This is a genomic window from Marinobacter sp. (assembly GCF_039977835.1).
Classification (GTDB): Bacteria; Pseudomonadota; Gammaproteobacteria; order Pseudomonadales; family Oleiphilaceae; genus Marinobacter.
This window is the reverse complement of record NZ_JBDWCL010000022.1, coordinates 1-13,685: the sequence shown is the minus strand read 5'-3', so window position 1 is coordinate 13,685 and position 13,685 is coordinate 1. Positions and strand designations below refer to the sequence as shown.

At 53.4% G+C, this 13,685-nt stretch carries 12 protein-coding genes; 6 read left to right on the top strand and 6 right to left on the bottom strand.

The genetic code is table 11. From position 1 onward, the window contains the following. Positions 1-135: 135 nt before the first annotated feature. From istA to dctP, 3 genes are all read right to left on the bottom strand, one after another. Entirely contained in the window at positions 136-1,677 is a 1,542-nt protein-coding gene (gene istA, locus ABJM11_RS07900; protein WP_348295240.1) for an IS21 family transposase, read from the bottom strand. A 451-nt stretch (positions 1,678-2,128) separates the two neighbouring features. Further along, positions 2,129-2,803 (bottom strand): GntR family transcriptional regulator, encoded by a 675-nt coding sequence (locus ABJM11_RS07895; RefSeq protein ID WP_348295239.1) that lies wholly within the window; start codon positions 2,801-2,803, stop codon positions 2,129-2,131. Positions 2,804-2,947: 144 nt separating this feature from the next. Beyond that, positions 2,948-3,997 carry a TRAP transporter substrate-binding protein DctP gene (gene dctP / locus ABJM11_RS07890; RefSeq protein WP_348295238.1) on the bottom strand — a complete coding sequence of 350 codons (1,050 nt, stop codon included), beginning with the start codon at positions 3,995-3,997 and terminating at the stop codon, positions 2,948-2,950. A 203-nt stretch (positions 3,998-4,200) separates the two neighbouring features. Here dctP and ABJM11_RS07885 point away from each other — a divergent pair, with 203 nt between their 5' ends. From ABJM11_RS07885 to gabD, 4 genes are read left to right on the top strand one after another with little or no spacing between them, the layout of a single operon-like run. Then, positions 4,201-6,300, top strand: coding sequence for a TRAP transporter large permease subunit (locus ABJM11_RS07885; RefSeq protein ID WP_348295237.1), 2,100 nt, complete (start codon positions 4,201-4,203; stop codon positions 6,298-6,300). A 35-nt stretch (positions 6,301-6,335) separates the two neighbouring features. Beyond that, positions 6,336-7,262 (top strand): NAD(P)-dependent oxidoreductase, encoded by a 927-nt coding sequence (locus ABJM11_RS07880; protein ID WP_348295236.1) that lies wholly within the window; start codon positions 6,336-6,338, stop codon positions 7,260-7,262. Between the two features lie 11 nt (positions 7,263-7,273). Next, a complete protein-coding gene (locus ABJM11_RS07875) occupies positions 7,274-8,614 on the top strand; it encodes an MmgE/PrpD family protein (RefSeq protein ID WP_348295235.1) in 1,341 nt (446 codons plus the stop codon). Positions 8,615-8,673: 59 nt separating this feature from the next. Continuing rightward, positions 8,674-10,125 carry an NADP-dependent succinate-semialdehyde dehydrogenase gene (gene gabD, locus ABJM11_RS07870; RefSeq protein ID WP_348295234.1) on the top strand — a complete coding sequence of 484 codons (1,452 nt, stop codon included), beginning with the start codon at positions 8,674-8,676 and terminating at the stop codon, positions 10,123-10,125. Between the two features lie 142 nt (positions 10,126-10,267). On the opposite strand, the gene ABJM11_RS07865 is transcribed toward gabD, so the two are convergent. From ABJM11_RS07865 to ABJM11_RS07855, 3 genes are read right to left on the bottom strand one after another with little or no spacing between them, the layout of a single operon-like run. Then, positions 10,268-11,056, bottom strand: a complete 789-nt coding sequence (locus ABJM11_RS07865; protein WP_348295233.1) for an SDR family oxidoreductase — start codon at positions 11,054-11,056, stop codon at positions 10,268-10,270. A 23-nt stretch (positions 11,057-11,079) separates the two neighbouring features. Beyond that, on the bottom strand, positions 11,080-11,865 hold the full coding sequence (locus ABJM11_RS07860; RefSeq protein ID WP_348295232.1) for a 3-hydroxybutyrate dehydrogenase: 786 nt from the start codon (positions 11,863-11,865) through the stop codon (positions 11,080-11,082). Beyond that, the gene (locus ABJM11_RS07855) at positions 11,862-12,689 is read right to left on the bottom strand and encodes an N-acyl homoserine lactonase family protein (protein WP_348295231.1); all 828 of its coding nucleotides are present in this window, start codon (positions 12,687-12,689) and stop codon (positions 11,862-11,864) included. Before ABJM11_RS07855 ends, ABJM11_RS07860 begins: the two co-directional genes overlap by 4 nt. A gap of 279 nt (positions 12,690-12,968) precedes the next feature. On the opposite strand from ABJM11_RS07855, the gene ABJM11_RS07850 reads away from it, so the two are divergent. Both ABJM11_RS07850 and ABJM11_RS07845 read left to right on the top strand, forming a co-directional pair. Then, positions 12,969-13,370 carry a carboxymuconolactone decarboxylase family protein gene (locus ABJM11_RS07850; protein WP_348295230.1) on the top strand — a complete coding sequence of 134 codons (402 nt, stop codon included), beginning with the start codon at positions 12,969-12,971 and terminating at the stop codon, positions 13,368-13,370. 33 nt (positions 13,371-13,403) lie between these two features. After that, positions 13,404-13,634, top strand: coding sequence for a hypothetical protein (locus ABJM11_RS07845; RefSeq protein ID WP_348295229.1), 231 nt, complete (start codon positions 13,404-13,406; stop codon positions 13,632-13,634). Positions 13,635-13,685 lie beyond the last annotated feature (51 nt).

Genomic DNA, 13,685 nt, shown 5'->3' with positions numbered 1-13,685 from the left:
GCTTTCCAGCTCCAGTTGATCGTTTACCGTAAGATTAAAGGGTGCTGGTTTGCGGGCCAAAACAGAGTCTCCAAGCTCGTGAATAACAGCTCGAATTATAGCATATATACACTTAGGAAATACCCGGACGGAACACTAGTGGAAGCTCTTCGGGCCACGGATATTCTCGTGGTGCTGAGGGAGCTCGGCGTTCAGGGGCAACTGCTCCGGCAGCTTGTCCCGGTTGCTCCGGAGAATGGCCTTGATATGGTTCAGGCGATTCAGACCTTCCCGGTTGGCGATGCGGCAGCCGGCATTAAGGCGTTGGCTGGGGTACTCCCGAGTCAGGTTGAGCAACCCGAGACAGACCCGGTAGGCCTGCTCCGGGTGTTCCCGCTCAGCCAGTCGATCACTGACCCAGGCCAACGTGTCTGGCCCGATGTCCCAGGCCCAGTTCTTGAGACGCCCTGGGGTCCATTGCTGCTGTTTGCGATGCCGGGCAGGCATATGACCGGCTTCGGTGGTGGTGCCCGGCCCGTGACGCCGTGGGTGACTTGCCACCTGGCGTTGCCGGAAGTGGACCTGCACCAGATGATCGCTGGCCTGGACTTCCACCTGCTCGCCCACGTACTGGTGCGGTACTGAGTAATGATGCTGGTCGAACTCGATGTGGTAATCGATATTGACCCGGCAACGCCGGATCTCGACGTACTCATAGGGCTGTTTCGGCAAGGGACGCAGGGCTGGCTGATCCAGTGTCTCGAAGGCTGTTTGCCGGTTACCCGGCAGCCGCTGGAACGGGCGGCTGTTCAGCTCTTCAAGCAGTGACCGGATGCACTGGTTGGCTTCGGCGAGAGTGAAGAAGGTGTGGTGACGCAACCGGGCCAGGATCCAACGCTCCACGATTTGCACGCCGACCTCCGCCTTCGATTTGTCCTTGGGCTTGTAGGGCCTGGCCGGGAGGATGGCCACCTGATAGTGCTCGGCCCGTTGCTGGTAACTGGGGTTCAGTTCCGGATCGTACCGACAGGCCTTGCTGACACCGCTGCGCAGGTTGTCCGGCACGACCATCTCCGGAATGCCACCGAAGTACTCGAAGGCACGCATGTGACTGGATAGCCAGTCTCGTAATCCCTGGCTCCAGGTGGCTTCAGCGTAGGTGTAGTTGGAGGCACCGAGCACCGCCACAAACACCTGAGCGGTGCGTACCTCACCGGTCTGCGGATTGACGATCGGCACGGTCGGGCCGCAGTAATCCACGAAGCACCTCTCACCCGCCTTGTGAGTCTGGCGCATCGAGCGCTTCTGCTGCTTTAGCCAGTGCCGGTATCGGTCACAGTATTGGGAGTAGCTGTAACAGCGATTGGGATACTGGGCTGTGTACTCCTCCCACAACAGCTGCTTGGTCATCCCTTTACGCTTGAGTTCCTGATGGACGGTGGCCCAATCAGGCACCTGGTAGCGAGTCGATGTGGTGGGATCGGCACCGGGATAGAACAGGGCCGCCAGGCGGCCATCGTCCAGATCATCGGGCAACGGCCAGTTGAGGTTCAAGGCATCGGCCCGGGCCAACAGCTTCTGGATGGCCCCGACATTGGTCTTGGTGCTGGCACTGATCTGCCGGATCGAGAGCCCGGCTTCCAGCCTTAGGCGAAGCACCTCTCTGATTTTACGCATTGGAATTCTCTTTTCTGGCATAACTCCGCTCCCCAGAAAAAGGAATCAGAGTAGCAAACGGTCGAATAAACAATGCGTTAAGAAGGATTCCGGTTGGACGTGAACACCGTTTCCGGAAAACCCGGGAAAGTGTTCATCTTCAATCGGAATGGCTGTTCACGTTAAACCAGAACTGGTCTTCACGTTCGTCCGGAACGGGTGTTCATGATGGGCCGGAATATGCAAGGGTCTGGCCTCGCCCCTGATGCCAGCCCGTCAAGGGCTCGACCGGCCAAGAACTGACATACATCACCAACTGCTTGGAAACGGCATAAGTGAATTCATTACGTGCAAATTCACAATAGAAAGCGTCAGTTCGAGTATGTGGGGTTGAGGGGAGGACTGGCAGCCAACCTGTCGGTATGTCTAGACAAAGTTGACCAATAAAGTTTGAAGATAAGTCGGCAGTGACGTGCGTGGATTCATGCTGGATCTAACTGCTGCTCAGTTGGGAGAGTGCTGCTGCAGCGGCGTTTTTCACATGAATTGCGGCAGCTTTACGGGCGGCCAACGCGTCTCTAGAAGATAACGCTTTCATAAGTCTTTCTAATTCTTCAATACTTTTTTTGGTTCTACCCGCTGCTTTTAGGGAAGTCGCCCGTAGCAAAGTCACTCGAGAATTTAACATGCGTAAGGTGTCCCCCAACGCTTCATTACCTGAACCCTCTACCAAACAGTCATAAAAGTAATTTTTTGCTTTGAGACGGTCAATCGGACCGCTTTTGGTTAAAGCGATCTTCAACTCTTCAAAAGACTTCTTCAACGCCAGTAGTTGAGCGTCAGATGCTTGCTCAGCAAACAGTTCGCTCGCGAGACCCTCCAGCTCAGTTCTGACTGCATAGATCCCTTTCGCCTGGGCTACTGTCAGGGTCGCAACCACTGGACCGCGATGGGGAATAATGAAAATCAGACCCTCAGACTCCAGTTGGCGCAGAGCTTCTCGCACTAATGTTCGACTCACTCCAATCATTTCGCAAAGCTCACGTTCAGGGAGCCGCTCGCCAGGCTTAAAATGTCCTACTGCAATGGCGTTGCGTATGTTTTCAGTTACGCTGTGGCGGAGCGGTGCTGCAGAACGCATTACTCGAAAATTGGGTGCTTCATTCATGAGAGAGGCTCAAATGGATCACATATCGGTCGAATTATCTGTATTAACTTTTAAGGTATTCCGCGAGCTCAACCACGCCGTATACTAGCATAATCCGGGGCGTGATTGAGATCGTTCGTAGATCAAGAGCAATGCTGACGGCTGCTACTTGTCCAATACGTCCCGGATTTTTTGTACATAAGCGGGACCGTCAAAGCCAACTTCTTCCGCTCGCTGATACCATGAATCGTATGCGGCTTGAGTATACTTTTCCTGATTTAGCTTTGCCCGTTGTTCCTCCGAGGCGCTCCAGACTTTGGCGCCGTCTTCCTCCATCTGATCCATTGCTTTCTGTACGAATTCCTTATACCCGCCAAAAGTTTCAGCCTGCAGTTCGTCCATTGCATCCTGGATCTGCTCCTGAATATCAGAAGGAAGCTTCTCCCATTCATCATTATTCATCAGGATGGCCCACCCTGTAACGGGTGCGATTCCCCAGTCCTGAACATGCGGTGCTTCGCGCCAGATATCCATTGTTCCACCTACGCAGGCAGACGTGAACACGCCATCAATAACCCCGCGCTCAAGTGCCGGCACAATTTCCGTCATTGGCATTGGCGTACCTTTGCCTCCCAGCGACTCAATCAGGCTTGCAGATTGTGGGTTGTGGACGCGAAGCCTTTTTCCCTTGAAATCTTCAATCGAGTGGATTGGAGTTTTGGAGAAAAGCCGAGTGTTACACCAGGCACCTTCTGCAAAGACTTTGGCGTTCCAGGATTCGTCCCAGATCCGTGCCACGTCCTCTGCCCAGAAGGCGTCGCGCACTTTCTGATAATCGTCTATGTTTTCAATCAACCCTGGCAAATTGAAAATACCCATGCGGGGCTCATCACCTGCCAGATAGGTGTGAAGAGCCGCTGACATAGGAAGGCGACCATCTCTTACTGCTGAGGCAACCTGAGAAGCGGCTACCAGGGAGTCGCTTACGGTAATTTCAACTTTACCGTTGGTGGCTTCGGCAATTCGCTCCGGGACGCTTGTCGTCATTTTACCGTAGATGTCTCCCGGAGAAACGATCGCCCCCATTGTAAATTCATATTCTGCTTCTGCGGCGGCAAATGGCACTGACAGAGATCCCGCTAGCAGGGCGGCCGCCAAAGTTCCCCTTACGGTTTCCTTTTTACCTAGAAAGCTGACTGCGCTTTGTATTGTCATTGTTTTTTCCTCCAAATTATCTGAACGCTATCCTGATGCTAGCAGCGTTCCGTGAAAGAACCGCTTGCTTGCGCCAAGGCGTAATACCGTAATACAATATGACAAAGAGTCCGTCAAGAAAATACTAACAATAGGCTTGGGCTGACGGGTTGGCACTTGGCTACTCATCGCTCTGCGCAGAGCCGCCAACGCCGGCGAGAGTCATGGGAGAACGCAATATGCCCCACAATTACCTGCATGCAGTGCCGTACGAAAGTAGCCCCACAGAAAAGCAGGATCCAACTGATGCAATGCATCCGATTGTCCGCGGTATCGACGGGATATCTGGCCTGGCTGGAATTATAAGCGCTGCCGGTCTCCTCATTATGACCGGGATTATCTGCTTCGAAGTAATATCGCGCTATTTCTTCAATTCTCCAACTTCCTGGAGTATCGAAATCGCGACTTATATTTTTGTTGCGATCGCTTTTCTGGGGTTGTCGGTGGCGCAGCGCAGCGGCAGCCATGTTCAGGTAGAAATTTTGGTTAGTCGTTTAGATGGTCCCCGCCGAACTCAGGTGGAACTTTCAGCATGCTGGGTTTCACTGTTTTTTGTAACGGTCGCGGCTTGGCAGATGGCTAAGTTCAATTATCGGGATTATATCAACGGCACTAGGGACTGGGGGCTACTATCTACCCCTCAGTGGATCCCCGAATTGGCGGTCAGTCTCGGTTTGATCCTGTTTGCAATTGCCATTCTGGGCGAAATTTTTCGTCTTCGCCCACCTCGCTCGACGTTCACCCAGTGGTTTGTGCCCATCACAAGCCTCGTTCTGGTGGCTAGTCTGTTGCTGATCGGTAACGATAGGATTGAGCTGTTCGATAGTGGGCCAGCCCTTGGTCTGGTTGTCATATTCGCTGCCCTTTTTGCCTGTGCGTGGGCCTGGAGCGGACTAAGAATTGCGTCCATTTATGTTCTGTCCTATCTGGCTCTTGGCCTTCTCTATTATGCAGTTAGCGACACTGGGGATCTGTCGGTCGGACTGTTGTTAGTCGGTAGTCTGTTGCTATTGCTGCTGGCCGGTGTCCGGGTCGGGCTCGCGATGGGGGTCGTTGGGCTCCTGGGTTTACTGCTTCTTTTTTCGTCTCCAAACCTTGCAATAATTGCTGACCGTTCATGGACTAGCATTAATACTTTTACTCTGACCGCTATCCCTATGTTCGTGTTAATGGGGCACTTCCTGATCCGAAGCGGGGTCACGAGTGATCTTTTCGATACCATGACTTGCTGTTTTGGGCGCATGCCGGGTGGACTTGCTAATGCGAGCGTCGGTGCGTCAGCAGTATTTGCCGCAGTATCAGGCTCTAGCCTGGCAACAGCCGCTACGCTTGGCCAAGTGGCTGCGCCGGAAATGATGCGTCGAGGATACAGTGCCCGCCTCACCTATGGAGTTGTAGCCGCAGGGGCCACACTGGGAATTCTTATTCCCCCGAGCATTGCAATGATCATTTACGGTAACGTGGTGGGAGTTTCAATCACTCAATTGTTTATTGCCGGCATGGTGCCCGGCGCTATTCTCATCGGGCTCTTCATTACAACTGTGTTGGTGTGGTCAGTTTTTGTACCGGGTGCAGCGCCAAAAGAGGAGTCTCGTAGACTCGGGGAGAAGGTAGCTTCTCTTAGTAAACTGCTTCCATTCCTGATCCTGATTACTGCAGTGCTGGGCTCCCTGTATGCGGGAATCGCGACGCCCACTGAAGCCGGAGGCGTGGGCGCGCTTATCGCTATGCTGTTATGTCTCCAACGTAAAAAGCTCTCGGCGCGGGTTGTTTACGAGACAGCGTTGGAAACCGTCCAAGTGACCGCCTTTATCATGCTGATTGTCGTAGGTGCCGCAATATTCAGTTGGGTATTCGATTTTCTGCAATTGCCGAGGGAAATGGTCGAATACGTTCAAAGCTCTAATCTGGCCCCCTGGGTCGTAATGTTGGCAATTGCTGGGGTATATCTAGCATTGGGGACGATCATAGAGTCTATCTCCATGATGCTGATGACACTCGCTGTTACCTATCCCATAGTGATTTCTCTTGGCTTCGACCCTATATGGTTCGGTGTGGTTCTGGTGCTGCTCATAGAAATTGGGTTGGTTACGCCTCCGGTAGGGATCATTCTGTTCATTCTCCGAGGGCTTAGTGATGCTGTGCCATTAAAAGAAATCGTCCTTGGCGTAGTTCCCTTTGTGTTGATCATGTTGAGCTTCATCGTCTTCCTTTACTTCTTCCCTGAAGTTGTGACATGGCTTCCTGACAAAATGGATCAATAACTTACGAAACCCTTGAATGTATAGGAGCAAAGATCATGTCGTTACCAAAACTGGGCTTTATAGGAATCGGCCGCATGGGTATGCCCATGGCCAGAAGACTCATTGAAGCCGGGTATTCCCTGGTTGTCTTTGATCCCAACGAAGATGCAGTTAAAATCCTGGTTGAGCAGGGCGCGACCGGCGCGGCGAATCCTGCTGAAGTGACTGCTAACAGCGAAGTGATTCTGCTGTCCCTGCCTACTCCTGATGTGGTGGACGCTGTTGCATTTGGGGAGAACGGCATTGTCTACGGGATGGACTCTGGCTCTCAGAAAACAGTGATTGACCTGTCGACAACCGGTCCTGAAGGGGCTAGGGCACTAGCCGAAGGCTTACTGAGCAAGGGCCTCAATTCCATAGATTGCCCTGTGAGCGGCGGTGTTGGTGGCGCCGAGAAGGGAACGCTTGCGCTGATGGCCTCCGGTGACCAGTCGGTTGTCGAAAGTGTTAGCGATGTATTGAAAGTGTTAGGGAACTCGTTCCTTGTCGGCCCTGAACCCGGTATGGGGCAAATGGTCAAAGTCATCAATAACCTGGTTTCTGTCACGGCGTTAACCATAACTTCAGAAGCGCTTGTGCTGGGTACAAAAGCCGGCCTCAACCCTGATGTCATGGTCGACGTTTTCAACGCCGGCAGTGGTCAGAGCAATGCCAGCCAGACTAAAATTCCGAAATTTGTACTCACCCGCAGTTTTGATTTCGGTTTTCCCCTTGAACTCTCCGTCAAGGATGCACGGCTTTGCCTCGAGCAAAGTGAAGCTCTGGGCGTGCCTATGGTTGTTGGTTCAGCGGTTCGGGAGATGCTGAAGATAACGAAAGCCAAACTCGGGCCCCAGGCTGATATGACTTCAATCATCCAGCCCATTGAGGAATGGGCCGGCATTACCGTTCGAGGTGCAAACGTCAAACCTGAAAACAACTGAAAGGCCAGGTTATGAACAGCCACACTTCACGGCCTCTTGCTCAATTCCTCGTCTCGGCGCGATGGGAACAGATGCCCGAAGCTCTGATCCACGAAGCGAAGCGTTCTATTCTGAATGGTTTCGCCACTGCCTTTGCAGGCTGCAATGATGCAGTGATGGATCGGCTTATAAAAACGCTCAGCGGGTTTTCAGGCCAACCCCAAGCAAGCGTCACAGGTCGAAAAGAGCGTTTTGACGTGCTGACGGCAGCTTTTTTGAATGCAGTCAGCACCAACGTTTTCGACTTTGACGACACCCACCCCAAAACCATTATTCATCCGACCGCCCCGGTTGCACCTGCTCTGTTCGCGCTGGGTGAATACCAGACTTTCTCTGGGCGCAGTCTGCTCGAAGCTTTTATTCTGGGGGTGGAAGTGGAGTGCCGGTTAGGCAATGCAGTCTCACCTGGCCACTATAAGCGGGGCTGGCACATTACTTCGACTTGTGGCGTCTTCGGTGCGGCTGCAGCGACGGGCAAGATTCTGGAGTTGGATGCGGAACGTATGATCTGGGCGCTGGGAAATGCCTCTGCTCAGGCCAGCGGTCTGGTGGAAACGCTGGGGAGTATGGCGAAGAGTGTTGGCGTTGGTAATGCGGCCCGAAACGGCCTGGTCGCAGCTTTAATGGCCAGTAACGGCGTGGAAGGCCCAAATAGTCCTCTTGAAGGCGAGCGAGGGTTCCTCACGGTAACGTCTGAAGCGCCGAATTTTGCGGTGGTATTGGAAAATCTTGGTAGCAATTGGGAGCTATCAAAGAATACCTACAAGCCTTATCCATGTGGTGTGGTACTCAACCCTGTCATCGATGCTTGCCTGGAGATTGCAAACACTCCAGGTTTCGATGCAACCAAGGTACGGAGTGTAACTATCAGCGGTCATTCGTTGCTTCGTGAGCGTGCTGATCGTCCAGCGGTCAGAACAGGGCGTGAAGCCCAGGTAAGTGCTCAGCATGCCGCTGCAGTCTGTCTCCTCTATAAATCGGCCAGCCTGACAGAGTTTTCCGACGAAGCGGTAAACAGGAAAGACATACTCTGGTTACGTGAAAAAGTAGAAGTCATCGTCGACGATGCAGTGGCGGTGGGCGGAGCGCACGTTATTGCCTGGAGTGCCGACAATAGCAGGCTGCAAGCGACGGTCAGACACGCTCGTGGGGACGCTGAGCGACCGCTGAGCGACAGGGACATTGAAGATAAATTTCGCGAACTGATTATTTATGGCCGTTCGGGGTTGAACCCACAGCCCTTTATAGATGCGATCTGGAGGCTTGACCAGATTGAGGACGTTTCAGAGGTTATGGCTTTAGCCCGACTTTAAGAGCCAACTTGCTTGCCTGGCCAGGCCCGCCGCATCGTCTTACTGATAAGGAAACCGCAATGCCACTTATAGACTCCAATCTTTTCCGCCAGCAAGCCTACATTAACGGGGCCTGGCTGAATGCAGATACCCGGGAGACTATCGAAGTCAATAATCCCGCCACTGGCGAAATTATTGGGAGCGTACCAAAGATGGGCGCCACGGAAACCAGCCGTGCCATTGAGGCGGCTAATCAAGCCATGCCAGCCTGGAGAGGCCTGACTGCCAAGGAGCGCTCGAACAAATTGCGCCGTTGGTTCGAACTTATCATGGACAACCAGGATGACCTTGCCTTGCTGATGACCCTCGAGCAGGGCAAGCCGCTGGCAGAAGCCAAAGGTGAGATCGGCTACGCGGCTTCCTTCATCGAGTGGTTTGCTGAGGAAGCCAAGCGGGTTTATGGCGATACAATTCCTGGCCATCAGGCTGACAAGCGGCTGATCGTGATCAAACAGCCGATCGGTGTTACGGCAGCGATTACGCCCTGGAATTTTCCGGCCGCAATGATTACCCGCAAGGCTGGCCCGGCACTGGCTACGGGATGCACCATGGTGCTCAAGCCGGCATCGCAAACGCCGTTTTCTGCGCTGGCTCTCGCCGAACTGGCAGAGCGTGCCGGTATCCCCAAAGGCGTACTGAATGTTGTGACCGGAAGCGCAGGGGATATTGGTAAGGAGCTGACCGGCAACCCGATTGTGCGCAAACTGTCATTTACCGGTTCGACCGATGTAGGCCGGCAGCTGATGGCCGAGTGTAGCCGGGACATCAAGAAGGTATCACTCGAATTAGGGGGGAACGCGCCGTTTATCGTATTTGAAGACGCGGATCTGGACGCCGCGGTCGAAGGTGCGCTGGTCTCCAAGTACCGCAATAATGGCCAGACTTGCGTTTGCGCAAATCGCCTCTACATCCAGGATAGTGTATTCGAGACGTTTACTGAAAAGCTGAAGGTGGCAGTGGCTAAGCTGAAAGTCGGCAATGGCCAGGAAGAGGACGTTACTACCGGGCCGCTGATCGACCAGAAAGCTCTCGCGAAAATACAGGAACACATTGCTGACGCGTTGAGCAAGGGCGCCACGCTGGTCACTGGCGGCGAACCACACGCTCTGGGAGGCGGTTTCTTTGAACCGACTATTCTGGCCAACGTGCCGGCTTCTGCGCTGGTCGCCAAGGAAGAGACCTTTGGTCCGCTGGCACCTTTGTTTCGCTTCAAGGACGAGGATGAGGTGATTGCCATGTCCAACGACACCGAGTTCGGTCTCGCCTCATATTTCTATGCGCGTGATCTTGGCCGTGTGTTCCGCGTGGCTGAAGCCCTCGAATATGGAATGGTGGGCATCAACACAGGTCTTATTTCCACCGAAGTGGCACCGTTTGGCGGTATAAAAGCGTCGGGCCTCGGTCGGGAAGGCTCCAGGTATGGCATCGAGGATTACCTCGAAATCAAGTACCTGTGCTTGGGGGGGATATAAGGGTTGTAGTCGGCTGAGAGGCATCCGCTACTGAGGACCGGTATCGCCGGATCTGATGACCGGCTCCAAATTATGTTCCGGAGCCGGCTTCAACAGTGCTGCACAGATTATTGTGTTTTCGGCGTATAAGAAGCCGTCAGGCCTAATTATCACCTGCCATTACGCCGCCATCGATAAGCATACTTGTACCCGTCACCATCGCCGACTCATCAGAGCAGAGATAAACAGCTGCGTGCGCCACCTCTTCTGGCTTGATCATACGGCCGATCGGCTGGTACCTGGAATACTCCTCCATGCGGGCGTCCTCTTCGCCGGGATAGTACTGTTTGATGTACCCCTCAATAAAATCTGTATGGACGCGGGCAGGCAGGATGCAGTTGGCTCGGATGCCATGGCTGACGAAGTCTACCGCAATGGAGCGCGTCATCATCTGGATGGAAGCTTTTGAGGCCCCGTAGGCAAACCGATCGTGCATGGCGCGAACAGCCGCAAGCGACGCCATATTCAATACGTTGCCGCCACCGGCGCTTATCATTGCGGGGAGAAAAGCCCGGGTTACGTTGAGCAGCCCTTCCACGTTAACTTTGAAAACGCGGTTGAAGTCCTCGTTTGAGGTATTGAGGAGATCGCCTACCGTGATAACTGCCGCATTGTTGACAAGTACGTTCACAGGCCAGTTTTTTTCCGCCAGGGAGTCGTAGACAGACTTGATGGACATCGCGTCTGTCACGTCCATTGCTATAGTCAGCAAGCGGTCTTTTGCCTCTGCGACGTCAGCCGCGAGAAGTTCCTGAGCTCGCTGCTCCAGTTGAGAAGTGGCAAGGTCAGTCATTACGACGCGGGCGCCTTCAGCGATGAAGGCGCGACTCATGGCCAGCCCGATACCGCCAGCCGCGCCAGTTATGAGGCAGGTTTTACCTTCTAATCTCATACATACATCCCCATAACGAGTATCTATTTTGCCAGCCAACCACCATCAATGGGTATTGACGCTCCAGTTATATCAACAGCCTGAGGGCTGCAAAGAAACGCTATTAATGCGCCTACCCCTTTTGAAGCAACAAACCGCCCGGTAGGATTTCGTGTCGCCAGGTATTCCTGCTCAGCCTCGGTAACCGCCACGCACTTATCTCGAGCAATGTCCCTTATGCGTTCATTTATAGCAGGAGTGGCTATCGTTCCCGGGCACACCGCGTTGCAAGTTATGCCGGTTTGAGCCAGCTCAACTGCCAAGGCGCGCGTCATTCCCAGTAGGCCGGTTTTAGTGGTGACATAATCAATGCGATTTTTCGTACCGCGGTCACTGTATATGGATGCCATGTGAATGATTCGTCCCCAGTTTCCGGCCTTCATCCCGGGAATTGAAAGGCGAGACAGGTGAAAAGCTGCCGACAGGTTAACCGCGATCGCATCATTCCAATCTTCCGTTTTGAATTCTTCGACCGGGGAGAAGTGACGCATTACCGCGTTATTTACAAGGATGTCGATGGAGCAGAAACGATCCTTTATTACCGCCACCATTTTTTCGATTTCCGAAACGTCCCGCAGGTCCGCGCGAACATAAATAACGGCTGTACCATGAGTCTCTACTAATTGATGAGCCGCACGCTCACCGTCTTCATCCGGGCACAGACCGTGCAGGACGATATTCGCCCCTGCAGCTGCCAGACTGTCAGCAACGGCGTATCCCAGCCCTGAGTTTGAGCCTGTTACCAAGGCGCATTTCCCTTCCAGATTCATAGCTTTTCAGGCTCCACATCGAGACTCACAATTACGCCTTCCATATCTGACGAGGGGGCAGGGTAAAGACGCATGACAAGAGGGTCGTGCCCCGGAATGATGTGGTCCTCGCTATCTGCCAGGCGCTCCATTACACCATATCCTTCCAGAAGTTCTCCCAAATGGTAAACCGCCGGGAAAGCCTTACAGCTCAGGAAATTAGCGTAGAGGTGCGATGCGTCTGAAGCGAGCACCACCCAACCCCGCTTCGTCCAGACTCGGACCATTTGCATGCCCGCCGTATGTCCGCCGACGCGATGAAGGGACAGGCCATCGGCTAACTCAACATCCGAGTCATGGAATTTGACCCTGTCAGCGTAAACATGGCGGACAAAAGAAACCACGTCCTCGACATCGTAGGGCGCCCGGAGAAATTCGTGGCACATGCACCGGCCAGTAGCAAAAGCTGCTTCACTGTCCTGGACATGGAACTGGGCGCGAGGGAAGTCAGAGAGAGTGCCAGCATGATCGTAATGTAGGTGGGTCAGTATCACGTGCCTGATCTCAGCAGCGTCGATTCCGAGTAGCTTAACGGCTTCCGCTGGGGTTCGAAGCAGGGTGCGACCTCTCTGGGCTGCCGCATCTTTCCCGAAGCCAGTGTCGACCAGAAATACCTCTTCAGCACGTCGTGCTACCCAGACGAAGTAGTCAAGATCCGAGCCTTCCTCGTGAAGATCACCGCCGATTATGTTGTCGCTGGATTTCCGATTGCTATGGTTGGCATAGCGAATTGCGTAGAGCTCAAATGGCACAGGGCCATGGGATGAGGTCGCGTGATTGTTCATAAAAGCGCCCTTTACTGTAATTTTGGCCTCAACTTCAAGGCGTGAGGCGCACACTTTTTATATCAGGCATCCACTTGATTGAAGCCTTTTTCTAGCCATAAGGGGAAGTCAGCCGAAATTTGCCCCTCTCTTGCAACATACAATAATACAGTAATACAATGCAAACAGGTTGGATCAGGGTATCACTGCCTGATTGCGCGATAATTTGCATAGTCGCCTGTCGGATTTCTTCCCGTTAGTACCCTGGCTAATATGTTTTCGATGTTGAGGAGGTGAATAATGTCTGACCGTCCGGAATTCCAGGGTGAGTTGTTCGAAAAAGGTCTGAAAATTCGGCGTGAGGTTTTGGGTGAGGCCTATGTTAATCGTTCAGTAGCCGCCGCAGATGATATGACCGCGCCTTTGCAAAAACTGATTACGGAATGGTGTTGGGGTGAAGTATGGGGTCGCCCGCAGCTGGATCGTCGTACTCGCAGTTTTCTTAACCTCGCGATGCTAGCGGCGCTGAATCGGCCAAACGAGATGCGCATTCACCTTAGAGGAGCCCTGAACAATGGCGTAACTCGTGAGGAGATCCGAGAGGTGGTCCTGCAGGTTGCAATATACTGTGGCGCCCCGGCAGCCCTGGATGCGCAAAAGGCGGCAGTGGAAGTATTCAAGGCAATTGATGCAGAAGGCTAGCCTAAGCCAGACGAAGCAACACAGGCATTCACAATGCTCGACAATCCCTTTTTAGCATTGCTCGGAGCAGAGCTTAGGAAATGGGAAGATGGCCTCTGTGAGTGGGAACTGGAAATTGCTCCTCATCACCTGAATACCCAAGGCTCCCTCCAGGGTGGTGTCATTGCGACGCTATTGCGTATTCCGGCGAACGTGACCGGTCATTCCGGGGATCGTGACCGGTTTGCACACGGCCATCACGCTGGAGTCAGTTTTGTACTCTGAGCGGTCACGATGGGTCAACCGATTCCGTGTTTTGTGCCTTGGCTTTTCTTA